Here is a 24,554-nt window from a genome sequence, read left to right on the forward strand (position 1 = left end):
GTGCGGGTGGCGGGCGCCGCCGCGTGGCGAACGGGGGTCAGGACTGCGGAACGTGCAGGCGCGCCCAGGAGGAGGCGCCGGGCCAGCCGTCCGCGTCGGTGCCCGCGTAGCCGAGCTTCTGCTGCCAGCGGGCGTAGCTCCGGCGGTCGGCCTCGCCCCACTGCGGGCCGGGGCCCTGCTGGTAGGCGCCGCAGCCCTCCTCCACCAGACGGCGGCCCATGGCGGTGACCAGTGGGCTGCTCGGGCCGGTGCGGAACCACTCCGATCCCGGGAACGGCGCCCAGCCGCCGCCCGCGGGCGTCGTCGTGCCGCCCCCGCCCGGCTCCAGCGCGCCGGAGGTGACCAGGTGGTAGAGCGGCGCGCCCGGGCACTCGGTGGCGTAGCCGTCCCGGTGGCCGCGGATCTCCCGGCCGGCGCCGTTGGCGCGCAGGTAGGCGACGGCGTCCCGCAGTCCCGTGACCTGGTCGGCGCTCGGGGCGGTGTGCCCGCTGTCGCCGACGAGGGCGAGGACGGCGAAGTGGTCGCGGTTGAGCGTGGTGTTGCCGTTGGCGGCGTTCTGCGTGTTGCGGCCGCGGCCCTCGAAGACGTAACCGTGCTCGCAGACGGCGAGGTTGTAGGCGAAGTCCGACCAGCCGTTGCCGTCCATGTGGCTGTTCTGGATCTTGCGCAGGTACCCCGCGCAGGTGCCGTGCTCGTCGGCGCTGTACGGGCCGCCCAGGTAGTGGATCTTGACGCCCCGGTTGGCCGGCACCGCCGGATGGCCGTTGCGGGCCGCCCGGGCGCCCCACTCGGCGCGACTGACGAACTTCATGGCCGTGTCTCCCTGTTGGTTCCGTTCCGCGCGGGCCGTCCCTGGGCCCGCGTCCGTGCTGCTCGGAGCGTGCCGCCCGCCGCATGCAGCCCGCGTGCAACGGACGTGCGGCGGGCGTGCAGGGCGCGGGTGTTCGGGGACGGGCGGTGGGCCCGAGGTCAGCGCCCGGCGCCGCCGTGCACCCGGGGCGCGTAGTCCGCCCGCAGCTTCTCGATCCGGCGCAGGAGGGCGGCCAGCGCCTTGTCCTCCAGCGCCCGCATCTCGTTCACCTGCTTCGGGGTGTAGCCGTAGCGGGCCGCGTCGTCGTAGCTGAACTCGTACCAACTGCGGTTGTTCTTGCTGCGGTTGGCGGGACCGTCCATCCGACGGAGGTTGTCCTCGTGGTCGCCGAGGCCCTTGAGGTGCTCGTACAGCTCCGCCCGGACCCCGCGCGACGCCGCCAGGTAGAGCCGCAGCACCGGGACGAGTTCGTCCAGCTTGGTGATCCGGTCGAGGGCCACCAGGTGGTCGGTGTCCAGCGTCGGCGGGTTCGTCTTCTCCGCGACCGCCCGGGCCACTCTGGCCTGCCAGGCCTCGCGGCCCGTCACCTCGTCGAAGTCGATCCGGCTCCGGTCGCGGTAGTTCGGCCCCTTCGCGCGCATCACCTCGATCAGCGGCCGGCTCTTCTCGCGCACCTCCTCGGCCCCGGCCTCGCGAAGGGTCCGGAGGTTGGCCTCCTCTCCCCCGCCGGCCCGGACCGCGCCGCCGGCCTCCTCCGCCTCCTGCCGCAGCACCCAGGAACGCCGCAGCCAGACCAGGTAGTCCAGTTCCCGCGCCGAACGGCCACCCAGTGCCACCAGGGCGTCGAGTTCGGCGATGCGCTGCTCGTGCGGCAGCCGGCCGACCCGGCCGAACCAGCCGTCCAACGCGGCGGGGCGGGGCGGGCGGAGCCCGGCCTGGACGGCCAGGCCGTGGCCCGCCGCACCGGCGGCGGCCGTCTGCTCCGCGGTGGCGCTCGCCGAGCGGGCGAGCGCCCGGTCCGTGCGCTGCACCTTCTCCGCCGCCCGGGCCTGGCCGGCCGGGTCCAGCCGGACCGGGCCCTCGCCGCGCTTGCGGCCGCGCCGGTCCTCGGCGGCGATCACTCCGCCCTGCTCGGTACTCCGCTGCGCCAAGGTCCTGCGGTGCTCGGCGAGTTGCTGCTTGAGATCGGCGATCCTGGCCCGGTCCGGACGGCTCGCGCCCCGTTCGGCCGCGATCATCGACGTCAGCTTCTCGATCTCCCGCGCGGCGTCCCAGGCCCGGGTGCCGGGCACCGGCACGTACGCGCCGCCGAACAGGACGCCGGCCTGCTCGCCGAGCGTCCGCAGGCCCCCGCGCAGGCTCCGGGCGTCCTGGACCTCGCGAATGGCGGCCAGGTGGTGCGCGGCGTCCTCGGCGGTGGCGTCCGGACCGGCGGCGATCCACATCCGGGCCCGGCCCAGCGCGTCGAATGCGTGCCGGACCTGGACGGTGCGCCCGCCGCCCTCCAGCACCTCGACGGAGTCCCGCAGTTCGACCGGCAGCGCCGCGACGAAGCGCGGGTCGACGGTGGCGTGCCGCAGCACGACCGGGGCGCCGGTGGCGGCGGCACTCCCGGCCTCCGCGCCCTCACCGCCCTCCCCTTCCTCCCCGGCCTGCTCGGCCGCCGCGCCCAGCTTCAGCAGGGCGCCCGACACGGCCGCCTCCCCCAGTACGGCCAGGACCTCCCGCTGCTCGCCGCGGGCCACGGCCTCGTTCAGCCGGTACGCCAGATCGGCGTTGGCGACCACCAGTTGGGTGGTTCCGAGCACGCCGTCCACCCGGGCGACGAAGTCCAGCGCCCCGCTTCCCCCGGTGATCCGCAGGACCTTCGCGCCCTTGCCGACCGCGCCGGTCAGATTGCCCCCGAGGTCCAGCGCGTCCATCAGGGTCTGCTGGTCCGCGCGCAGATCCCCCGAGAGCGCGCGGTCGCCCAGCCGGACGACGGCGGCGGCCGTCCCGGCCACCTGCGACAGCGCGATCAGCGGACGGCGGATCGGCTCCGCGTCTGCTCGGCGGCCCGTCCGGCTACCGGCTCACCGTCCTGGACGAGCAGCTCGACCACCGGCGCGCCGAGCGGCGGCTCGACGCCGCCCGGGCCGCGCTCGCCGCCGGCGACCCGGCCGCCGCCCGCACCTCGGCCCGGGAGGCACTGGGGCTCTGGCGGGGTCCGACGCTGGGCGAGCTCCAGGACCTGCCGGCGTTCCAGTGGGAGGCCGCCCGGCTGGACGAGGTCCGGCTCGGCGCCGAGCAGTTGGTGGCCGAGGCGGACCTGGCGCTCGGCCGGTCGGAGGAGGCGGTCGCCCGGCTGCGGCGGCTGGCCACCGGACAGCCGTTGTGGGAGCAGCCGCAGGCCCTGCTGATGCGGGCGCTCTACCGCACCGGCCGGCAGGCGGAGGCGCTCGCGCTCTACCAGCGGACCCGCCGCCGGCTCGTCGACGAACTCGGCATCGAGCCGGGGGCGGAGCTCGCCGGCGTCCACCGCGCCATCCTGCGCCAGGACCCGTTGCTGGAGCGCGTCTGACGAACCGCGCGGTGGCCGCGGGGGTGGGTCGGTCGCGGGGGTGGTTCAGTTGCGGTGGTGGTTCAGTCGCGGGAGCCGGAGGCGCCGTTCTCGTAGGCCTCGATGGTGCGGACGAACAGCGCGCGCTCCTCGGGCGCCAGCGGCTCGAAGGCACTGCGCCAGGAGGCCGCACCGTTCGCCAGCCAGCCTTCGATCGCCGCCCTGGTCTCCGGCTCCTCCGTGATCGCCACGATCGTACGACGACGGTCCGCCGGATCGGCCTTGCGCTCCACCACACCCTGCCGACTGAGATCACTCACCATCAGACTCACCGTCGTCGGCGCCACCTCCAGCCGCGCCGCCAGCTGATTCACCGGCATCGGCCCGTCGAACACCAGATACGACAGCATCGACAGATGACGGGGAGCCAGATTCGCCGAACGCAACCGCTCGGGCACCGGCGTGCGCTTCAACCGCGCCGCCACCCTCGGCATGAGAAGCAGCATCGCACGGACCGCCTCATCGGCACTCAGACCACCCCCGGGCTCTGTGGACATCCGCCCCGCCCCTCCTCTCGTTCGCCCTCACCGTACTGGACGGCCCCGGCCCGGCGCCCTGGGTCAGCGGGGCGGGGTGGGTGAGGAGGTGGCCGGTGGGGGTGGTCGAGAGGAGCCGGCCGGCGTGGGAGGTGAGGGTGCGGGTCGCGGGGAACGGGGTGGCGGGGGTGAAGGGTGGGTCCGGGGTGGTGGTCGGCGGGCGGGTGGTGAGGCCGGCGGGGGTGGTGGCGTGCAGGCGTCCGTTGAGGACGGTGAGGGTGGTGGCGTTCCCCGCGCGGCACAGGGGGCGCCAGGGGGCGTCCGGGTCGGTGGCGGGGCGGTGGTGCAGGGTGTCGTCGTGCGGGGTGACGGCGAACAGCGTGCCGTCGCACATCGCGAGGGCTGCGGTGCCGGGCGGGGTGCGGCCGACGGGGGTCCAGGGGGCCGGGCCGGGGACGGGGTCGCGGGCGAGGAGGCGGTCGTCCTCCGTGACGGCGAGCAGGGCCAGCGGGATCGGGCCGGCGGCCTCGCGCGGTGCGGTGAGGCAGCGGATCCTCGGCAGCCGGCGCTCGGTCAGTGGGTCCGCGGCCGGTGGGCGCTCGGCCGGTGGGCACGGCGTCCACGGCAGGTTCTGGTCGGACGGCTCCCGGTGCAGCAGCGTGGTGCCGTCGGCGGCCACCGCGAACAGCAGTCCCTCGCAGGCGGCGAGCGCGCGGACGCCGTCCGCCCGCCCGACGGTGTGCCAGCGCGGCACCGGTGCGGCGCCGCCGAGCCGGTCCAGCACATTGCGGGTGATCCGGTCGACCACCGGGTCACCCAGTGCCCGGCCCCAGTTGATGGTGGCGGCGTTGAAAACGGTGCCGGCGCCGAGCCGGAACACGCCCATGGTCGCCCAGCCGCCCTGTCCGTGCCGGCGCCAGTGCCGCAGATCGGCGGTGGCGAGCACGGCGAAGGAGCGCGGTGTGCCGTCCCGCCCGGTGGCCCGGGGCACACCGGCGGACCAGTCGAGTTCGGCGGCGTCCGTCTCGTAGCCGAGCGAGCCGCGTGCGAAGACCTCGCCGTCGGCCAGGCCGGTGCCCTCGAAGACCCAGTGGTCGGCGAAGCGCACGGTGTAGGACTCGCGGCCGATCACCGCCATGCCGTCGCCCCAGGCTCCGGCGCCGTTGCGGAAGCTGACGCCGGTCATGGCGTTCTCGGGCCGCTCGACCGGGGAACTGGACCACTCGACGGTGGCCCGGCGCGGGTCGGTGGCGGTCACCGGGTCGGCGGCGGCATCACGGTGGCAGACCAGCGAGCGACCGCCGTCGGGCTCCTCCTCGATCCGGATCTGCCACCAGGCCGTGTTGGCCGCGAAGAACGCCAGGTTGCCGCCCCGGCGGGCGAATTCCTCCACGCGGTCCCGCATGCCGGCGGACCAGTACTCGTCGTGCCCGTTGACCACCAACAGCCGGTAGCGGGACAGGGCTCGGGTGAAGGAGCGGTCGTCCAGGTCGAAGCCCGAGCAGTACTCGACCGGGTACCCCGCCCGGGGCAGCCAGCGCAGCAGCGGCTCCTCCCAGCGCTCGGGGGGCGGTCCGCCGCCGGGGGCGTCGATCCTGACCCGGGCGGCGCGGTCGGGCTGCTCGGCGTAGTAGAGGCCCCGGCCGGTCTGGCCGGCCCGGTGGTAGGCGCGCCAGGTGGCGAACGGGATCGAGACCAGGATGCCGGAACCGGCGCCGGGGCGGGCGGCGCGCACGACGAACCACACCTCGTGCTCCGCGTCGCACTCGGGCGCGGGCTGCTCGGGGCGCTCGTCGTGGAAGCTGGCCCGGTAGAGCGAACTCGGCCAGTGCGCGGGGACGTCGAGCTCCCACCGGGTGACGCCGGTGAGGGCCGCCTTCAGCCGAACCTCCCCGCTCACCTCGTCGGTGACGACCACCCGGCCGCGCAGCGGGCGGCCCGCGATGCCCCGGGCGCCGAGGCGGAAGCGGAGCCGGCCGCCCTGGACGCAGGAGGTCGCCTCGGCGGCGGCGAGCGGACGGGGGACGCCGTCGGGGTCGGCCGCCGTCACGAGGCCGGGTCCCGGTGCTCGGCAGACTCGCGGTCGGCGGCGGACGCGTGCTCGGCGGCCGACCCGTGCTCGGCGATGGACACGCGGTCGGTGGACACGCGGTCGGTGAACCGGTCCAGCAGCCCGGGCAGTGCCGCGAGCCGGGGCGGGTCACCGGCGGCCGAGGCGACCAGCACCTCCTCGATCGCCCGCAGGTGGGCGTGGATCGCCGCGGGCGGCAGGTGAGCGGTGTCGGCGGTGAGCGTGACGGTGAGCGCCGAGTCGTCGCCGGTGAGGTGCAGGCAGTACCGGCAGGCGACCAGCTCCTGGGTGGCCGGGAAGTCCAGCACGGTGCGCCGCCGCAGCCCGGCCAGCTCCTCCGCCGTCGGCAACTCCGCGGCCGACAGCGGCCGTTCCACGAGCCGCATGTCGTTGAAGCAGCAGTACGGATGCACCTCGGTGCCGCGTTCGCGCGCGATCCGGGCGAGCAGGGCGTCCCACTCCACCGGGTCGTAGGCGGCCGCCCGGTAGCCGGCCAGGGCGGCCCGCCAGGCCGCGGGCAGCAGGTCCGTGAAGACGGCGCCGCCGTCGAGGTCCTCGGGCAGGTCGAGCACGACCAGGGCGTCCTGGGAGAGCGTGCTGACCAGGTCACGGTGATCGGCGGCGGCCCGGTTCCCGGCGATCGGCATGACGGCCGCCGACGGGTGGCCGCGGTCGGCGGCGACCAGGGCCGCGGCGGCGGCGAGCAGCACGGTCGAGCCGCTGACCTGGTGGACGGCCGCGAGCGCGTCCACCGCCCGGGGCAGCGCCGCCGACACCAGCCGCCCGGTCCAGAACCGGGGCGCGCGCGGCTCGGCCACCGGTTCGGCGAACATCGTCGGCGGCATCCGCCGCAGGTCGGCCTCCCAGCGGGCCAGCGCCGCCGCGCCCCGGCGCCGCCCGGCCGGTCCGGCCTGCGCGTGCGCGAGGTCGTACGGGGTGACGGCGGCGGGGCGGCCGGCCGAACCGCGCCGCACCAGCAGCCGCAGGTCGCGCACCAGCACCTCGGCGCCGTGACCGTCCGCGGCGAGGTGGCACAGGGCGAACACGACGTGGGTGATCCGCCCGCCGCAGCGCACCGCGCCGAAGCGCACGGGCCACTCCCCCGTGTAGTCGAAGCGCCGTCCGGTGAGCTTGGCCAGCAGCTGCTCGGCGGCCGGCCCGGTGCGCGCCGGGTCTGCCTCCTCGCGCACCTCGACAGCGATCTCCCCTTCCGCGCAGAGGAGTTGACCGGGCTCGCCGTCCTCGCCCAGGGCGAGCCGGGTGCGCAGCGCCTCGTGCCGGTCGAGCAGCGCGGCGACGGCCGCCGCCAGCCGCGGCTCGTCGACGGGCGCGCCGCGGTCGGCGAGCGGGAGGATCCGGCCGAGGTTGAAGTAGTGATCGTTGGGCGCCGTGCGGCCGATGGCGTGCCAGATCGCGCGCTGGCCCCAGGTGAGCGGGGCGCGACCGGCCCGGGTGCCGGTGAAGGCGACGCTGAAGGGGACGGCCGAGGGGGCGGTGCGGGCCGTTGTGGAAGCGGGGCCTGCGGCGGTGGTCGCTCCGTTCATCCGGCGTGCCCGTACAGGCGGGCGGCGAGGGCGGTCAGGCCCTCGGCGTGCAGGGCGGGGTCGCCGAGGTCGATCAGCACCTCGAACTCCTCCTCCAGGCTGTCGGCGAGCCGCAGCAGGGCCAGCGAGGAGACGCCGAGGGCGGTCAACGAGTCCTCGGAGGCGAGGAGTTCGGCGACGGTGAGCTGCCCGTCGGTGGCGGCGCTGACCAGTTCGGCGAGGCGGGCGCGTACGGGGGCGGGGTCGGCGGGGGCGGTCATCGGGCATCACCACCGGTCTGCTCGGCGAGGCGGCGGCGCAGGCTGAGCGGGCGGATGTCCGGCCAGACGCGGTCGACGTGGGCGGCGCACTCCTCCTCGGTGCCGGTGAACCCCTCGGCGCGCCAGCCGGCGGGCAGCGGGGCGGCGGCGGGCCAGAGGGCGTGCTGCTCCTCGTCGTTGACGACCACCCGGTACGGGGCTTCGGTGCTGCTCACGGGGTTCACGGGGCTCACAGGACTCATGGGGTTCACTCCTGACGCAGGTCGGTGACGGCGGCGGCGACGCCGCGCGCGGTGGGGGTGTCGAAGAAGACGTCCAACGGCACGGCCACGCCGAGCTGTTGGCGGATCCGGGCGGCGATCGCGGTGATCAGCAGCGAGTGGCCGCCGAGGTCGAAGAAGTCCTCGTCGGGACCGAGGTCGTCCAGCCGCAGCACCTCGCGCCAGATGGCGAGCACGGCGACGGTGTCCGGGCCGGCGTCCGGCTCCTCCCCCGTTCCGCCCGGGTCCGCCGGCCCGCCGCGCTCGACGGCGCGTTCGACGGCGGGCTCGGGAAGCGCGGCACGGTCCAGCTTGCCGTTGGGGGTGAGCGGGAACGCGTCGAGCACGGTGTACGTGCCCGGCAGGACGGCGGCCGGCAGGGTGGCCGCGAGGTGCGCACGCAGTTCCTCGGCGCTGGGCGCGGCGGGCCCGGCGGGGACGACGTAGGCGGCGAGGCGGCGGTCCCCGTCGGGGCCGTGCAGGGTGGCGGCGGCCTGGGCGACGGCCGGGTGGTCGGCCAACCGGGCCTCGATCTCGCCGAGTTCGATCCGGTGGCCGCGCAGCTTGACCTGGGTGTCGGCGCGGCCGACGAACTCCAGTCCGCCGCCCGGGTGGCGCCGGACGAGGTCGCCGGTGCGGTAGATCCGGGCGCCGGGCGGGCCGTAGGGGTCGGGCAGGAAACGGCGGGCGGTCAGCCCGGGGCGGCCCCGGTAGCCGTGCGCGACGCCCGCGCCGCCGAGGTACAGCTCGCCGGGCAGCCCGTACGGGACGGGTCGCAGCCGCTCGTCGAGGACGTAGGCACGGGTGTTGGCGAGCGGTGCGCCGATGCTCACCCGGCCGTCGGGGGCGGCGGGTTCGGCCAGGGTGGACCAGACGGTGGTCTCGGTGGGGCCGTAGACGTTGACCAGCCGGGCGGTGGCGGCGGCGAGGTCGGCGGCGAGCGGGGCGGGCAGGGCCTCGCCGCCGGTGAGTGCGGTCAGGCCGCCGGAGCGCGCCCCCGCGAGGCCCGCCTCCAGCAGGACCCGCCAGCCGCTGGGCGTGGCCTGGACGTGGCTCACCCCCTCGCGCGCGATCAGGTCGAGGAGTGCGGGCCCGTCGCGGCGGGCGCCCTCGGGAGCCAGGACGACGCGGCCGCCGGTGACGAGCGGCAGCAGCAGTTCGACGGTGGAGATGTCGAAGGAGAGCGAGGTCAGGCCGAGCCAGCGGTCCTCGGGGCGGGCGCCGAGGTGGTCGCGCAGGCTGCCGAGCAGGTTGGCGAGCGCGCCGTGCGGCACCTCGACGCCCTTGGGGGTGCCGGTGGAGCCGGAGGTGTAGAGGACGTAGGCGGGATGCTCGGGCGGAGGGCCGGTCGGCAGGTCGACGTCCGCGTCGGCGGACGCATCGGTGGGCGCGAGGTCGCCCGGGGCGAGGTCGCCGGGAGCCGACGGCTCGCGGGTGATCCGCAGGTTGAGGCCGGAGTCGGCGCGCAGGAAGGCGAGCCGGTCGGCGGGGTACTCCGGGTCGAGCGGCAGATAGGCCGCACCGGCCGCCAGCACACCGAGCACGGCGACGAGTTGGTCCCGGCAGCGCGGCAGTGCGATGCCGACCAGGGCGCCGGGCCCGGCGCCGTGCCGGGTGAGCGCGGCGGCGGCGTGCGCCACCAGCCGGGCGAGTTCCCGGTAGCGGTACGCGGTGCCGTCGGCGACCAGGGCGACGGCCTCCGGGGCGGCGGCGGCGCGGGCGGCGAACAGCGCCGGGACGGTCGCCCGGGCGAGCCCGGGTTCCGTCGCGGGCGCGGCGAGTTGGGCGGCCAGCTCGTCGGCGCCGAGCAGCGGCAGATCGCCGACCGGGGTGGCGGGGTCGGCGAGCGCGCCGTCCAGCAGGGTGGCGAGGTGGCCCGCGATCCGCTCGGCGGCGCCGGGCCCGAAGGCCTCCGTCCGGTACTGCAGGCTGACGTCCAAGGAGCCTTCGGAGTCGACGAGTTGCAGGTGGGCGAGGTTGCGGGCGGTGCCCGCGAAGCCGATCCAGCGGACGGTGGCGGCGACGCCGGGGCCGAAGTCGGGCTGCGGCGTGCCGGCGGGGCGGCGGCGGTAGCTGACGGACAGCGGGGTGAGCGCGGTGCGCGGGGCGAGCCCGCGCACCGCCCGCCCGAGCGGGATGTCCCGGTGCGGGTAGAGCTCCCGCAGCCCGGCCCGCACCGAGCGGGCGAACTCGGCGAACGACGCGTCCGCCGACGGGGCGGTGAACAGCGGCAGTTCGTTGACGGCCAGGCCCACCGCGACCGGCTCGCCGGGGCGGCGGACGGACAGCTCGACGGCGGTGGCCGGCACCGGGTTGCCGTAGCGCAGCAGCAGCGCGTGCCAGGCGGCGGCCAGGAGTTCGAAGCGGGTGACGCCCAGGCGCTCGGCGGTGGCGACGAGCGCGGCGTGCCGGGCACCGTCGAGCCGGAACCCGGTGGCGGCCCCGGGCCCGGGCAGGGTGCCGGGGGCGGTGCCCGGGTCGGTGACGGGCCGCAGCCCGGGCAGGACCGGCAGGCCGGGCTCGCGCCACCGCTCGGCCCAGTACCCGGCGGCGGCTTCGGGGGACGGCCCGGCGGCTTCGGCGGACGGCCCGCCGTCCGCCACCGCGACGACGGGCGGGGCGGCGAGCGGCTCGCCCCGGTGGGCAGCGGTGAGGTCGGCGACCAGCCGGTCCTTGGACTCGCCGTCGAAGGCCAGGTGGTGGGCGGTGACCAGCAGCACGTGCCGCTCGGCGGCCGTCCGGTACAGGGTGAACCGGGCGAGCGGGCCGGCCGCCAGGTCGAAGCGGGCGGCGCCCTCGTCGGCGAGCAGCTTCTCCAGGTCCTCGGCCGGGCAGTCGACGGTCCGCAGCCCGGGCGCGGGCCCGGGCCGCAGGGTGGGGCCGTCGGGGTCGATCCGCCCGGCGAGCACCGGGTGCTGCCGGACCACCCGGGCGCAGGCCCCGGCGAGGGCCGCGGTGTCGAGCGGGCCGGTCAACTCCACGGTGACGGCGAGGTGGTAGGCGGCACCGGCGTCGAGGGTCTGCTCGGTGAGCCAGATGCCGTGCTGGGCGGGACTGAGCGGGGTGGTCATCGGTTGGCCTCGCTGGTGGTCGGGGTCTGGCCGGCGGTGGGGGGCTCGACGGGGCCGTCACCGGCCACCAGTCGGCGCAGCTCGCGCTTGAGCACCTTGCCGCCCTCGTTGCGCGGCAGCGCCTCGCGGAACAGCACGGTGGCCGGCAGCTCGTGCGCGGCGAGGTGGCCGAGCAGGAAGGTCCGCAGCTCGGCGGCGGTCGGCGGCTCGGCGCCCGGTGCGGGCACCAGCACGGCGGCGACCACCGCGCCGAGCACGGGGTGCGGGACGCCGAACGCGGCGGCGTCGGCGATCAGCGGGTGGGCGTGCAGGGCGTTCTCGACCTGGAGCGTGGAGACCTTGTGGGCACCGGACTTGACGACGTCCTTCTCCCGGTCGAGCAGGTGCAGGAAGCCGTCGGCGTCGATCCGGCCGAGGTCGCCCATCCGCACCCACCGGCCCTGGAACACCGCGCCGTCGCGCTCGCCGAGGTAGCCGCGCGGCGCCGTGGGCGAGCGCAGCCACAGCTCGCCCGCCTCGCCGGGCGGCAGCGGCCGGCCGTCGGCGTCGGTGATCCGCAGGTCGGCGAGCGAGGCGGGCTGCCCGGGCGAGTCCGGGTGCTCGGGGTCGAACAGCAGGGTGATCTGGGCGGGGGCGGCCTCGGTGGAGGTGTAGTAGTTGGCGATCTGGGCGCGCGGGAAGGCCTTGCTGAGCGCCAGCGCGACCGGCTGGGGCAGCGCGGCGGCCGTGGAGCCGACCAGCCGCACGCCGCTCGGGTCGGCCTTGGCCAGGGCCGCCGAGGCGAGCAGTTCGATCGCCATGGCGGGGACCAGGAAGACGCTGCCGATGTCGTGTTCGGCGATCAGCCGGACGAACCGCAGCGGGGTGAACTGCGGGGCGGCGACGCAGGTGGCGTGCGCGTTGAGCGCGTTGACCAGCATGGTCTGCCCGGCGTTGGTGCCGACCGGGAAGGCGTGCAGGAAGGCCCGGGAGTGGCGCAGCGGGCGGCGGCGCTCGTCGAGGGTGCAGCCGTACGCCAGGTTGGCGTGGGTGGCGGTGACGCCCTTGGGGGTGCCGGTGGTGCCGGAGGTGTAGAGGATCTGGGCGGGCGCGCCCGGGTCGACGGGCGGCAGGTCCGGCTCGGCGGGGTGGCCGGCGGCGTCGGCCTCGGTCAGGGTGCGCACCCCGGGGACGTCCGGGGTGCTTCCGGTGTGCAGCAGCAGCGCCGCCCCCGAGTCGGCGAGGGCGTGCGCGGTGACGGCGGGCGCGAGCCGGTCGGAGAGCGGGACGGCGACGCCGCCGGCCCGCAGCACGGCGAGGTGGGCGACGGCGTAGGCCGCCCAGTCGGCGGTGCCGTGGCGCAGGCCGACCCGGTCGCCGGGGCGCAGTCCGGCGGCGCGCAGGGCGGCGGCGAGGGCTCCGGAGCGGGCCTGCCAGGCGCCGAAGTCGAGCCGGTCGGCGCCGTTGACGACGGCGGTCCGCTCGGGGTGGGCGGCGGCCCGGTGGGCGAGCAGCTGGGGCAGGCCGGTGGGGACGGCGCGGTTCACGCGGCCTCCCGGGTGGCGTCCGAGGTCCTGCGGGCGGCGGCGCGGGCGGCGGCCACGCGGGCGCGTTCGCGCAGGCCGACCAGGTCGTCCGGCTCGGCGTCCGGCACCTCGCGGTCGAAGCGGGCGAGGGCGGGCAGCCGCAGGCCGACGGCGACCAGGACGAGCATGGCGAGCCCGAACAGCACGTACATCAGGGCGATGCCGCGCCCGGGTCCGGTGCCGATCAGCGGGCCGAAGACCGGGGCGAGCGCGCCGTCCGGCTCCATCAGCGGGCCGAACACGGCCGAGCCGAGCGGGGCGATCACGCCGTGGCCGAGCGGCAGGGTGGACCAGGCGACCAGGGTGTTCAGCGCGAAGACCCGGCCGTGGAACCGCTGCGGCACCTTGACCTGGACGATCGTCGAGTAGACGCCGTTGACCAGGGAGAGCGCGAAGGACATCCCGAACGCGCCGGCGGCGATCACCCAGAGTCCGGCGTGCAGGCCGGTGACGGCGCCGGCCAGGGCGAGGACGGCGGCCAGGCCGAGCATGCCGCGCAGCCGGTGGCGGCGCGGTCCGCCCCAGAAGCCCATGGCGATGCCGCCGAGCAGGGCCCCGGCGCCGCCGGCGACGGCGACCCGGGCGGCGCCGTTCAGGTCGGAGAAGGCGAGCACCATCGGGGTGGTGAGCAGGAACAGCGGGGAGAGGAAGACGTTCAGTCCGGCGAACCAGAGCAGCATGGAGCGGAAGCCGCGCTGGCGCCAGGAGTAGCCGAAGCCCTGCTTGATCTCCTCCACCAGCGGTTCGCGCCTGGTCCACGGCAGGGTGCGCGGGAAGCGCACCGCCAGCAGGATGCCCACGGCGACGGTGTAGCTGGCCACGTCGATGATCAGGATGCCGCGCAGGCCGATCGCGGCGAGCAGCGCGACGGCGACCAGAGGAACGACGAACTGCGCTGCTCCAAAAGCGAGTTGGACGACTCCGTTGGCATGACCCAGGTACTGCTTGGGGACGATCTGGGGCACCGCGGAGGCGTAGGCGAGGCGTTGGAAGGTGAGGGCGACGGAGAGCACGCCGAGCAGGACGTAGACCTGCCAGGAGTGCAGCTGTCCCGCCAGCAGCAGGGCGAGCATGGCGGCCTGGGTGGCCCCGGCGCCGATGTCCCCGGCGAGCATGACCTTGCGCCGGTCCAGTCGGTCGACCAGGGCGCCGGCCAGCGGGCCGACGACGATGCCGGGCAGCATGGCGATGACGGCGTAGAGCGCGTACCGGGCCATCGAGCCGGTCTCCAGCAGGATCCAGATCGGCAGCGCGAACTCGGTGAGCGACGAGCCGGTGATGGAGACCAACTGGCCCGCGGCGACGGCCAGGAAGCGGCCCATGCTGGGCTGCGGTCCCTCCGCCACCGGCTCCTGCGGCTGCCGTGCCTCCTCCTCGCGGACCGGTGCGCCGGTCTCGCCGTGGAACCACCAGGAGCTGTCCGGGCCGCGCGCGGGCAGAGTGTCGGTCCGCCCGTCGAGGACGGCGCGGTGCACCGTGGTGACGGCCTCGACGACCTCCGCCGCACGGTACTTGACGAAGAAGTGCCCGCCCTGGTCGAGCACCGCGACGGCGGAGCGCTCGGCGAGCAGCAGCCATTCGCGGTACCGCTCCTGGTAGAAGTCGGCGGCCGGGTCGTGGTCGCCGACCAGCGAGACCAGCGGGGCGCGCAGCCGGGGCGCGCCGGCGGCGACCTCCTCGATGGCGCGGGTGAAGTACGCCTCGGCGGCCTTGGAGTCGCGGCGCATGTTGCCGACGATGAACCGGACCTGTTCCTGGTCGAGTTCGGAGGTGTCGACGCCCATGCCGGTGAGCCAGTTGAGGTAGACCCGGTCGCCGAGCAGCGGCTCCAGGGCGGCGATCCCGCTGAGCGCGGTGAGCACCTTGCTGCGCGGCTTGGCGAACGGGAACTGGGCACCGGCGTAGACGGCTTCGAGTTCCCGGCCGGAGGCCTCCAGCAGCCGGGCGGTGGCGACGGCGAGCGCGGTGCCGACGCCGCAGTGGCCGTAGACGACGACCGGTCCGTCGACCCGCTCGCGCACCTCGGCGGCCAGCTGTTCGGCCAACTCGCCGAAGGGCAGGTGCTGTTCGGTGACGCCGATGTCGTGGCCGGGGATCGCGACGGCCCACAGTTCGGTGTCGGCGGGCAGCAGGTCGGCGACCGGCTGGTAGACGACGGCGCTGCCGCCGCCGTACGGGACGCAGACCAGGGTGAGCCGGCGGCGTTCGGCCGGGACGGGCCGGGTGAGCCGGTGCAGCAGGCGGCGCGGGCCGCGGTCCTGCTCGTCGAGCGTGGCGAGGGCGGCGAGGTCGCGGACGGTGCGGCAGGTGAAGAGGTCCATCACGCTGACCGGGCGGGCGCCGGCCTCGGTGAGCCGCTTGCGGGCCTTGGCGACCACCTGGGTGGCGAGCAGCGAGTGCCCGCCGAGGTCGAAGAAGTCCTCGTCGGTGCCGACCTCGGGCAGGCCGAGCACCTCGGCCCAGATCGCGGCGAGCACCCGTTCGGCCTCGGTCGCGGGCTTGGCGGCCCCGGCATCACGGTGGATCCGCGGCGCGGGCAGGGCGCGGCGGTCGAGCTTGCCGTTGGGGGTGAGCGGCAGGGCAGGCAGGACGGCGAAGGCGGCGGGCACCTGGTGGTCGGGCAGGGTGCGCTTGAGGGTGGCGCGCAGGGCAGCCGGGTCGGGCTCGTCGGCGCCGGGGGCGGGGACGAGGTAACCGGTGAGGCGCTTGTCGCCGGGCCGGTCCTCGCGGACCACCACGGCGGCGTCGGCGATGCCGGGCTGGGCGCGCAGGGCGGCCTCGGTCTCTCCGGGTTCGATGCGCAGGCCGCGGATCTTGACCTGCTGGTCGATCCGGCCGAGGTGTTCGAGGGTGCCGTCGGGGCGGCGGCGGGCGAGGTCGCCGGTGCGGTAGAGCCGGGAGCCGGGCGGACCGTAGGGATCGGGGACGAAGCGGGCGGCGGTGAGGCCGGGGCGGCGGTGGTAGCCGAGGGCGACGGCGGTGCCGCCGATGTGGAGTTCGCCGGGGGCGCCGGGCGGCACCGGCCGCAGGGCCCGGTCCAGCACGTACAGGCGGGTGTTGTCGATCGGCAGCCCGATCGGGACGACCCGCAGCGGGCCCTCGCACTCCCAGGAGGAGACGTCGACGGCGGCCTCGGTGGGCCCGTACAGGTTGGCGAGCGCGCAGTCGGGCAGGCGGGTGGTGAACTCCCGCGCGGTGTCCGGCGGCAGGGCCTCGCCGCTGCACACCACCCGGCGCAGGGTGGTGCAGCGCTCGATGCCGTCCTCGGCCAGGAAGACGGTGAGCATGGCGGGCACGAAGTGGGCGACCGTGACGCCGGCCCGCACCATCAGGTCGCGCAGGTAGCCGGCGTCCTTCTGGCCACCGGGCTTGGCGAGGACGATCCGGGCGCCGGTGATCAGCGGCCAGAAGAACTCCCAGACGGAGACGTCGAATCCGGCCGGGGTCTTCTGCAGGACGCGGTCCGCGGGGCCGATCCGGTAGGTGTCCTGCATCCACTGGAGGCGGTTGGCGATGGCCCGGTGGGTGTTGGGCACGCCCTTGGGGCGGCCGGTCGAGCCGGAGGTGTAGATCAGGTAGGCGGTGTCGTCGGGGGCGGGCCCGGCGGGCCGCGGGGCCTTGGCGCGGACCTTGGGCCACTCGGCGGGGTCGTCGAGGAGCAGGACCCGGGCGGTGCAGCCGTCGGGGACGGGCAGCCGCCGCTGGGTGAGCAGGACGGGGGCGGCGCTGTCGGCGAGCAGGAAGGCGAGCCGTTCGGCGGGGTAGCCCGGTTCCAGCGGGGTGTAGCCGGCGCCGGTGCGCAGCACGCCGAGCAGGCCGGCGACGAGTTCGGGCGAGCGTTCGGCGCTGATCGCGACGAGGCTGCCGGGGCCGACGCCCTCGGCGGCCAGCCGGACGGCGATCCGGTCGGCGGCGGCGTCGAGCTGACGGTAGGTCAGGCTCGCGCCGTCCTCGAAGGAGACGGCGACGGCCTCGGGGGTGCGGGCGATCTGCTCGGCGACCAGGGCGGTCAGGGTGGTGGCCGGCCGGTCGGCCGCGGTGTCGTTGAACCGCTCGATCTCGAAGGCGCGTTCGGCCTCGGGGAGGTCGTCGAGGGCGGACAGCGGGGTGTCCGGGCGGTCGGCGACGGCGCTCAGCAGCCGGCCCAGGTGCTCGGCGAGGCGGGCGATGTCGGCCTCGGCGAAGAGGTCGGTGTTGTAGTTGAACGAGCCGAGCAGGCCCTGCGGCCACTCCTGGAGGAACAGCTCCAGGTCGAACCGGGTGCCGCTGGCGCGCACGCCGAACGGCTCCACCTCGACGGGGAGTTCGCCGGAGGCGGCGGCCTCGCGCTGGACCGCGTAGTTCTGCACGGCGAGCACGGCCTGGAAGACCGGCGGGCGGCTGACGTCGCGGGGGACCTTGAGCTCGGTGACCAGCTGGGCGAACGGCAGCTCCTGGTGGGCGTAGGCCTCCAGGCAGGTGTCCCGGGTGCGGCGGAGCAGCTCGGTGAAGGTCGGGTCGCCGTCCAGCCGGGCGGGCAGCGCCAGCACGTTGACGAACATGCCGACCAGCGCTTCGAGTTCGGGCTCGGGTCGGCCGGCGATGGGCGAGCCGACGGCGAAGTCGCGCTGGCCGCTGAACCGGGCGAGCAGGGTCTGGAAGGCGGCGAGCAGCACCATGTAGACGGTGGCGTCGTACCGCTTGCCGAGGGCGGTCAGCCGGTCGAGCAGCGCGCGGTCGACCTCGAAGCCGTAACCGGCACCGTCGAAGGTCTGGCGCGGCGGCCGGGGGGCGGCGCAGGCGAGTTCGAGGGGTTCGACGCCCGCCAGCTCGCGGGCCCAGTGGGCGACCTCGGCGGCCAGCCGGTCACCGCTCAGCCGCTCGCGCTGCCAGATCGCGAAGTCACCGTACTGGACGGCTAGTTCGGGCAGTGGGTCGGGCTTTCCGGCGGCGCGGGCGGCGTAGCCGCGCAGGACCTCGCCGAGCAGCACCTCGCTGGACCAGCCGTCGCTGACGCTGTGGTGGACGACGAGCAGCAGCACGTGGTCGTCGGCGGCGAGCCGGACGAGGTGGGCGCGCAGCAGCGGGCCGTGCTCCAGGTCGAAGGGAACGGCGGCGGCCTCGTCGACCAGCCGTTCGGCGTGCGCGGCGTCGTCGGCCTCGGCGAGGGTGAGGTCGGCGGGGCCGGGCGGGTCGATGACCAGCAGCGGGCGGCCGTCGTCGGTGGCCGGGTAGCGCGAGCGCAGGGTCTCGTGCCGGGCGAGGGAGGCGTCCAGGGCGCGGCGCAGGGCGGGGACGTCGAGCGGGCCGCGCAGCCGGCGCACGACCGGGATGTTGTAGGCGGCGGTGCCGGGGGCGAACTGCTCCATGAACCAGAGCCGCTCCTGGGCGTAGGAGAGCGGCACCGGAGCGTCGGCGGCGCGGCGGGCGATCGTCTGCCGGGATGCGGTGCGGCCGCGCAGGCGGCGGCTGAGCAGTTCGCGCTTGGCTGCGGTGAGCCCGGCGGAGGACCCGGAAGGGGTGGGAGTGGGGGCGGTGTCGGTGCTCATGACGGCGTAGCGGTCCCTTCCAGGGCGTCCTGCGCGGCGAGCAGTTCCTCGGCGGCGTCGTCGGACAGCGCGTCGAGTTCGGCGACCAGGGCGGCTTCGACGGCGTCGGCGAAGGCGGCCACCGTGCGGTGGGTGAAGAGGGTGCGCAGCGGCACGGCGAGGTCAGCCGCGGCGCGGATGCGGGCGACGACCCGGGTGGCGAGGAGGGAGTGGCCGCCGAGGTCGAAGAAGTCGTCGTGGACGCCGACCCGGTCGAGGCCCAGGACCTCCTGCCAGACCTCGGCGACCAGCTCCTCGGCCTCGGTGCGCGGGGCGAGGTAGGCGGCGCGCAGCTCGGGGCGGGTGTCGGGGTCGGGCAGCGCGCGGTGGTCGAGCTTGCCGTTGGGGGTGAGCGGCAGGGCATCGAGGACGAGGACGGCGTTGGGGACGAGGTGGGCGGGCAGGGTGGCGGCGAGCGCGGCGCGCAGCGCGGCGGGGTCGGTGGCGGGGGCGGGGGTGTTCGGCTCGGTGTCCGGCAGGGCTTCCGGCACGACGTAGCCGAGCAGGCGGTCCGCGCGGGCCAGTACGGCGGCCTGGCCGACGCCGGGCTGCGCGAGCAGCGCGGACTCGACCTCGCCGGGCTCGACCCGGTAGCCGCGCACCTTGACCTGGGCATCGATCCGGCCGAGGAACTCCAGCGCGCCGTCCCCGCGCCGGCGCACCAGGTCGCCGGTGCGGTAGCGGCGGGCGCCGGGCGGACCGTCCGGGTCGGGCACGAACGCGCGGGCGGTGGCGCCCGGGCGGCCTAGGTAGCCGTCGGTGACGCCGGCCCCGCCGACGACGAGTTCGCCGGGGGTGCCGGGCGGCACGGGGCGGCCGTGTCGGTCGAGCACGGCGACGGTGGTGCCCCCGATCGGCCGCCCGATCGGGGGGCGCCGGGCGGTGTCGGCCGCGCCGAGGTCGGCGGTGGTGGCGATGACGGTGGTCTCGGTGGGCCCGTAGGAGTTGACCAGCCGGACGGTGTCGCCGAACCGGGCCCGCCAGGCGGCGACGGCCTCCGGGCGGACCTGGTCGGCGCCGAGGATCAGCAGCCGCAGGCCCGCCGGCCAGGGCGTGGCGTCGAGGTCGGCGACCAGCTGGTGCCAGTAGGGGGTGGGCAGGTCCAGGACGGTGAGGCCGGCGGCGGCGGGCTCGGCGAGCTGGTCGGGCAGCGCGGCGCCGGCCTGCGCGACGACCAGGGTGGCGCCGGCGGCGAGGGCCGGGAAGACCTCCTCGGCGCAGGTATCGAAGGAGAGCGAGGCGTACTGGAGGACGCGGTCGGCGGCGGTGAGGCGGTAGCCCTCGCGCATCCAGGCGACCCGGGCGGCGAGCGCGCGGTGCGGGACGAGCACGCCCTTGGGGGTGCCGGTGGAGCCGGAGGTGTAGACGAGGTAGGCGGGGTCGTCGGGGCCGGCGGCCGCTTCGCCGGCGGCGGGCGGGGCGGCGGACGGGGTGTCGGCTCCCCCGGTCACGGCGAGCACCGGAACGGCGGCCGGCAGTCCCTCGACGGGCGCACCGTCCGTCGTGACCAGGGCGGTGGCGCCGCTGTCGGTCAGCATGAAGGCGAGCCGGGAGGCCGGGTACTCCGGGTCCAGCGGCAGGTAGCCGGCGCCGGCCCGCCAGGCGGCGAGCATGGCGACCACGGCGTGCGGTCCGCGCGGCAGGCAGAACGCCACCAGGTCGCCGCGCCGCACCCCGGCCGCCGTCAGTCGCGCGGCCAGGGCGCGCGAGGCGTCGGCGAGTCCGGCACGGGTGAGGCGGGTTTCGCGCCCGTCGGCGTCCCGCCCCTCGACGGCGGGGGCATCCGGCTGCTCGGACGCCGCCCGGTCGATCGCGTCGAGCACGGTCGCCGGGTGCCCGGGCAGCGCGGGCCCGGCCGAGCCGGCCGCCGCGTCGGCGCGTTCCTCGGCGTCCAGCAGCGGCAGCAGGTGCACCGGGGTGTCCGGGGCGGCGAGGGCGGCGCGCAGCAGGGTGTCGAAGCGGCGGCCGAGCCGCACGGCCCACGGCTCGTCCAGCAGGTCGGCGCGGTAGCCGAGGACGGCCTGCAGGTCGTCGCCGTCCGGGCGGACGTCCAGGGCGAGTTCGAACTTGGCGGCGGTGTGGCCGCCGTCGATCTCGACGCAGCGCAGGTCGGCGAAGGCGTGCTCGCCGAGGGCGCCGCCGTCCTGGGTGTGCACGGTGAGCAGGGTCTGGAAGAGCGGGGTGCGCCCCGGGTCGCGGTCCGGGCGCAGCTCCTCGGCGAGCTGCTCGAACGGCACCCGGCCGTGGCCGAGGGCGCCGAGCCAGTCGGTGCGCACCCGGCGCAGCAGGGTGTCGAAGGTGGGGGCGCCGGTGAGGTCGGCGCGCAGGACGAGAGCGGAGGAGAAGTAGCCGACGGTCCGTTCGCTGTCGACGGTGGTGCGGGCGGCGGTGGGCACGCCCACGCAGAAGTCGTCCTGGCCGGTGCAGCGGTGCAGCAGGGCCTGGTAGGCGGCGGCCAGCACCATGAACGGGGTGAGGCGGCGGGCGCGGGCGAAGGCGTCGAGTTCGGGGCCGAGGCCGCGCAGGATCCGGGTGTGGAAGGCGCCCGCGCTGCTCGGTTCGGCGGGCCGGGGCCGGTCCAGCGGCAGGTCCAGGGCGGGCGCGTCGGCGAGCCGCTCGCGCCAGTAGGTGAGCGCCGCGGCGGCCTCGGGCCCGGCCAGCCAGGCGCGTTCGGCGGCGGCGTGGGCGGCGTAGGAGGGCGGGGCCGGCAGCTCGGGCGCGGGGCCGCCGGCGCGGTGGGCGGCGTAGCGCTCGGCGAGTTCGGTGCGCAGCAGGCCGAGGCTCCAGCCGTCGGCGACGATGTGGTGCAGGACGAGGCAGAGCACGTGCTCCTGCTCGCCGGTGCGCAGCAGGGCGGCGCGCAGCAGCGGTCCGGCGGCGAGGTCGAAGCCGCGGTTGACCCGCTCGGCGAGGGCGGCGGCCACCTCGTCCTGCGGGCGTCCGCGCAGGTCGGCGAGGTCGAGCGGGACGGGTACGGCCGCGTCGACGACGGCGGCGGGCCGGCCGTCCTCGGCGGGGAAGCGGGTGCGCAGCGCCTCGTGCCGGGCCACCACGCCGTCGAGGGCGGCGCGCAGCGACGCGGTCGACGGCTCGCCGGTCAGGCGCAGCACCAGCGGGATGTTGTAGGAGGGGTCGCCCGGGTCCAGCTGGTCGAGGAACCAGAGGCGTTCCTGGCCGACGGTCAGGGCGGATTCCCGTGCGGGTCCGGCGCTCCGGCCGGGTTCGTGGACGGACTCCTGGACGGTCGTGGACATGACACTCCTCGGCACTCGCCTCACGGCGGAACGGCAGTCTCGGACAACGCCCGGCCACATGCCCGCGGGGTGGGAGGGAGTAGCGCGCTCGGCGGATCGGCGGCGGGCCCCCGTATGGCCGCCGCAACGTCGATCATGCTAGGAAGCCCCCCCTCGGAGCGTCAATGGTCTGGACCAGTTTGGCCGTGGGGCCGGGGTGACCAATGGGACGAGCGGGGACGCCCCGGGACAACCGGCCCCTCGGGGGCGGCGTACCTCCCGAGGAGGAGACGGGCGGGCCCGCCTTCCGACGCCGGTGTGAACCTGAACACGACCTCATGGCTACCGAACGGGCCCCGCCCGCCTCCTACGCTCGAAGTCGATCATCGGGAACACCCCCGGTGACCAGCGACGACGAGCCGCACACCGGCCGCGCACGGACAGACCGGGAACGATGACCACCTACCGCCACACCCTCGCCGAACTCCGCGGGCAGCTGCGCCAACTCCTCCTCAGCGGCGCCGCCGTCGCCCTCGGCGTGGCCTTCCTCATCGCCTCGGTCAGCGGCAGCGGCGCCCTCGTCGACTCGTTCGGCCAGAGCGCCGCGGCCGAGGTCGGGCCCGGGGACGTGCAGATCACCCTCCCGACCGCCGGCGGCGCGCCGGACACCGCCACCGCCACGGCCACCGCCACGGCCGACCGGGCGCGGCAGGTGCCCGGCGTCGCCGCGCTCGCCCCGCGCCTCACCGGCCGCGGCGGACTGCTGACCGCCGACGGACGCCCGCTGGACGCGGCCGCCGTCGTCAGCTCCGTCGCCGCCGACCCCGGCCTGCGCTGGCAACTGCTCAAGTCCGGGCAGTGGCCCGCCGGAGCGGGCGAGGTGATGCTCGACGCCGACACCGCGCAGCGTCTGGGCCTCGGCCCCGGCGCGGACGTACGGCTCACCCGGGCCGACGGCACGCCCGCCACCGCCCGGCTCACCGGCGTCCTCGACGGCCGCGGCGCGCCCAGCCTCTCCGGACAGCCCGTCATCGCCGTCCCGGAGAACGCCGTCGACCGGTACGCCGTCGGCGCCGTCGCGACCCGGCTCGACCTCCGGCTCTCCCCCGGCACCTCGCCGACCCGTACCGTCGAGGCGCTGCGCGAGGCACTGCGCGGGGCGCCCGGCAGCACCGCCCCCGCGCCCGAGGTGCACACCCGGGAGGTCTCCGTTCGGGACGCCACCAGGTCGAGCGGCACCCTGTACGGCGTGGTGCTGGTCGCCGCGCTCTCCTTCGTGCTGATCGCGCTCGCGGTCGCCCGGATGGTCGTCGGCAACACCTTCACCGTCGTGCTCGCCCAGCGCACCCGCCAGCTGGCGCTGCTGCGCTGCATCGGCGCCGACCGCGTCCAGGTCCGCCGGCTGATCCGCCGCCAGGGCCTGCTGCTCGGCACGGGCGCCTCCGCCGCCGGCGTGCTGCTCGGCCTCGGGATCTGCGCCGTCGGCCAGGCCGTCGCGGCCGGTGCGGACCTCGGCCCGGTCCGCCTCTCGCTCGCCCCCTCGCCGCTGGTCTGCGTCCTCGCCGCGCTGTTCGGCATCCTGCTCACCCTGCTCGCCGTCCGCGGCCCCGCCAAGGCCGCCTCCGCCGTCCCGCCGATCGCCGCGCTCGGCGGCACCGGACACGGCGCCGGGCCGGGCGGGGCGGGCGGCACCGGCGCGCGGCTCCGGGCCACCGTGTGGGCGGTGTTCCTGCTGGTGGCCGGCACCGCCCTGGTCGTGCTCGGGACGCTCACCGCGCCGCCGCTCTCGCTGCTCGCCGTCACCGTGGGCGCCATCGCGAGCTTCTTCGGCGTCCTGCGGCTCGCCCACCGGCTGCTGCCCGCCGCGGTCGCCCTGCTCGGCGGCCCGGCCCGCCGTCTCGGCGGGACCGCCGGCCGGCTCGCCACCCGGCAACTGCGCCGCAACCCGCTGCGCACCGGCGCCACCGGCTCCGCGCTGCTGCTCGGGGTGACCGTGATGGTCGGCGCGGTCACCGCCCTGTCGATCACCTCCCACTCGCTGCTGCCCGCGCTCTCCGCCCGCCAGCCCGGCGTGTTCTCGGCGACGGCCGCCGGTGGTGATGGTGCCGGTGCCGGTGATGATCGTGCCGGTGCCGGTGGTGGCGCCCTGCCCGACGGGGCGCTCGCGGCGCTCACCGGGGAGCGCGAACTCTCCGTCACGCCGGTCCGCTCGGCCACCGTGCGCGTCGACGGCCGCGACACCGTGGTCGCCGCCGTCGACCCCGCCGGGCTCATCCCCACCGCCGACGACGTCGACCGCGCCCGCGCGCTGACCGACGGCGCCGCCCTCGGCGGCATCGAAAGCGGCCGCACCCTCACCGTGACCGGCACCGGAGGCCGCCCCGACAGCACCCTGCGGGTCGAACCCGGCCGCAGCCCCCTCCCGTTCACCCTCCAGACCGACGCCACCCTGCTGGTCACCCCCGCCACCCTCGACCGGATCGCCCCCGGGGCCCCCGCCACCACCGTCTGGATCACCCCCGCCGCCGGCACCGACCGCCCCACCGCCCGCCGCGCCATGGACCGCGCCCTCGCCGCCCACCCGCGACTCACCGTCACCGACACCGCCGCCCAGGCCGAGAGCCTGCGCTCGCTGCTCGACCGGATGATGCTGATCTCGATGGCCCTGCTCGGTTTCTCCGTCGTCATCGCCGGCCTCGGCGTCGCCGCCGCGCTCGTCCTCAGCATCAGCGAACGCTCCCGCGAGATCGGCATGCTGCGCGCGGTCGGGATGTCCCGCAGCCAGTTGCGCCGCATGCTCACCCTGGAGGCACTGCTGCTCTCCCTCGCCACCGCCCTGCTCGGCACCGCCCTCGGGATCGGCTACGGCTGGGCCGGCGCACGCTCCGTCACCGCCACCCTCGGGACCCTCGGCGGCCCGCCCGTGCTCCCCGTCCTCGCCGCGCTCGCCCTCACCGTCCTCACCGGACTCGCCGCCGCCGTCCTTCCGGCCCGCCGCGTCGCCCGGATGACCGCCATCGCCGCCATGCGCACGTCGTAGCGGTCACCGTCCTCCTGCGCCGAGCTCCGAACTCGGCGTTCGACGTCGCGCACCCGG

General features: G+C 76.5%; 13 protein-coding genes. 2 read left to right on the forward strand and 11 right to left on the reverse strand.

The window, feature by feature from the left end; translation table 11 throughout:
* Nucleotides 1-37: 37 nt before the first annotated feature.
* Nucleotides 38-811, reverse strand: coding sequence for a peptidoglycan-binding protein (locus tag ACFVVU_RS27650; protein ID WP_387792922.1), 774 nt, complete (start codon nucleotides 809-811; stop codon nucleotides 38-40).
* 158 nt (nucleotides 812-969) lie between these two features.
* A complete protein-coding gene (locus ACFVVU_RS27655; RefSeq protein ID WP_387792924.1) occupies nucleotides 970-2,814 on the reverse strand; it encodes a hypothetical protein in 1,845 nt (614 codons plus the stop codon).
* 77 nt (nucleotides 2,815-2,891) lie between these two features.
* On the opposite strand from ACFVVU_RS27655, the gene ACFVVU_RS27660 reads away from it, so the two are divergent.
* Nucleotides 2,892-3,371 (forward strand): AfsR/SARP family transcriptional regulator, encoded by a 480-nt coding sequence (locus tag ACFVVU_RS27660; protein WP_387793040.1) that lies wholly within the window; start codon nucleotides 2,892-2,894, stop codon nucleotides 3,369-3,371.
* Between the two features lie 62 nt (nucleotides 3,372-3,433).
* On the opposite strand, the gene ACFVVU_RS27665 is transcribed toward ACFVVU_RS27660, so the two are convergent.
* Genes ACFVVU_RS27665 through ACFVVU_RS27705 form a run of 9 tightly spaced genes read right to left on the reverse strand, consistent with a single transcriptional unit; the run spans nucleotide 3,434 to nucleotide 21,478 of the window.
* Nucleotides 3,434-3,907, reverse strand: coding sequence for a MarR family winged helix-turn-helix transcriptional regulator (locus ACFVVU_RS27665; RefSeq protein ID WP_387792926.1), 474 nt, complete (start codon nucleotides 3,905-3,907; stop codon nucleotides 3,434-3,436).
* On the reverse strand, nucleotides 3,870-5,936 hold the full coding sequence (locus ACFVVU_RS27670) for a N,N-dimethylformamidase beta subunit family domain-containing protein (RefSeq protein WP_387792927.1): 2,067 nt from the start codon (nucleotides 5,934-5,936) through the stop codon (nucleotides 3,870-3,872). The genes ACFVVU_RS27665 and ACFVVU_RS27670 overlap by 38 nt, the downstream gene beginning before the upstream one ends.
* The gene (locus ACFVVU_RS27675; RefSeq protein WP_387792929.1) at nucleotides 5,933-7,501 is read right to left on the reverse strand and encodes a condensation domain-containing protein; all 1,569 of its coding nucleotides are present in this window, start codon (nucleotides 7,499-7,501) and stop codon (nucleotides 5,933-5,935) included. The genes ACFVVU_RS27670 and ACFVVU_RS27675 overlap by 4 nt, the downstream gene beginning before the upstream one ends.
* On the reverse strand, nucleotides 7,498-7,761 hold the full coding sequence (locus ACFVVU_RS27680; protein ID WP_380686192.1) for a phosphopantetheine-binding protein: 264 nt from the start codon (nucleotides 7,759-7,761) through the stop codon (nucleotides 7,498-7,500). The genes ACFVVU_RS27675 and ACFVVU_RS27680 overlap by 4 nt, the downstream gene beginning before the upstream one ends.
* A complete protein-coding gene (locus ACFVVU_RS27685; protein WP_387792930.1) occupies nucleotides 7,758-7,976 on the reverse strand; it encodes an MbtH family protein in 219 nt (72 codons plus the stop codon). Before ACFVVU_RS27685 ends, ACFVVU_RS27680 begins: the two co-directional genes overlap by 4 nt.
* A 32-nt stretch (nucleotides 7,977-8,008) precedes the next feature.
* A complete protein-coding gene (locus tag ACFVVU_RS27690) occupies nucleotides 8,009-11,092 on the reverse strand; it encodes an amino acid adenylation domain-containing protein (RefSeq protein WP_387792934.1) in 3,084 nt (1,027 codons plus the stop codon).
* On the reverse strand, nucleotides 11,089-12,618 hold the full coding sequence (locus ACFVVU_RS27695) for a class I adenylate-forming enzyme family protein (RefSeq protein ID WP_387792935.1): 1,530 nt from the start codon (nucleotides 12,616-12,618) through the stop codon (nucleotides 11,089-11,091). Before ACFVVU_RS27695 ends, ACFVVU_RS27690 begins: the two co-directional genes overlap by 4 nt.
* Nucleotides 12,615-18,185, reverse strand: coding sequence for an amino acid adenylation domain-containing protein (locus tag ACFVVU_RS27700; RefSeq protein ID WP_387792937.1), 5,571 nt, complete (start codon nucleotides 18,183-18,185; stop codon nucleotides 12,615-12,617). The genes ACFVVU_RS27695 and ACFVVU_RS27700 overlap by 4 nt, the downstream gene beginning before the upstream one ends.
* Nucleotides 18,182-21,478, reverse strand: coding sequence for an amino acid adenylation domain-containing protein (locus ACFVVU_RS27705; RefSeq protein ID WP_387792938.1), 3,297 nt, complete (start codon nucleotides 21,476-21,478; stop codon nucleotides 18,182-18,184). The genes ACFVVU_RS27700 and ACFVVU_RS27705 overlap by 4 nt, the downstream gene beginning before the upstream one ends.
* Before the next feature lie 433 nt (nucleotides 21,479-21,911).
* Here ACFVVU_RS27705 and ACFVVU_RS27710 point away from each other — a divergent pair, with 433 nt between their 5' ends.
* A complete protein-coding gene (locus tag ACFVVU_RS27710) occupies nucleotides 21,912-24,497 on the forward strand; it encodes an ABC transporter permease (protein WP_387792940.1) in 2,586 nt (861 codons plus the stop codon).
* The last annotated feature ends 57 nt before the right edge of the window (nucleotides 24,498-24,554 follow it).

Source organism: Kitasatospora sp. NPDC057965, from assembly GCF_042887135.1.
In the GTDB taxonomy this organism is placed as follows: Bacteria; Actinomycetota; Actinomycetes; order Streptomycetales; family Streptomycetaceae; genus Kitasatospora.

What these genes read in the sequence shown, in the direction of transcription:
- ACFVVU_RS27650 (WP_387792922.1), bottom strand. Translation starts at nt 811, where the DNA reads ATGAAGTTCGTCAGTCGCGCCGAGTGGGGCGCCCGGGCGGCCCGCAAC.
- ACFVVU_RS27665 (WP_387792926.1), bottom strand. Translation starts at nt 3,907, where the DNA reads ATGTCCACAGAGCCCGGGGGTGGTCTGAGTGCCGATGAGGCGGTCCGT.
- ACFVVU_RS27675 (WP_387792929.1), bottom strand. Translation starts at nt 7,501, where the DNA reads ATGAACGGAGCGACCACCGCCGCAGGCCCCGCTTCCACAACGGCCCGC.
- ACFVVU_RS27680 (WP_380686192.1), bottom strand. Translation starts at nt 7,761, where the DNA reads ATGACCGCCCCCGCCGACCCCGCCCCCGTACGCGCCCGCCTCGCCGAA.
- ACFVVU_RS27690 (WP_387792934.1), bottom strand. Translation starts at nt 11,092, where the DNA reads ATGACCACCCCGCTCAGTCCCGCCCAGCACGGCATCTGGCTCACCGAG.
- ACFVVU_RS27700 (WP_387792937.1), bottom strand. Translation starts at nt 18,185, where the DNA reads ATGAGCACCGACACCGCCCCCACTCCCACCCCTTCCGGGTCCTCCGCC.
- ACFVVU_RS27705 (WP_387792938.1), bottom strand. Translation starts at nt 21,478, where the DNA reads ATGTCCACGACCGTCCAGGAGTCCGTCCACGAACCCGGCCGGAGCGCC.
- ACFVVU_RS27710 (WP_387792940.1), top strand. Translation starts at nt 21,912, where the DNA reads ATGACCACCTACCGCCACACCCTCGCCGAACTCCGCGGGCAGCTGCGC.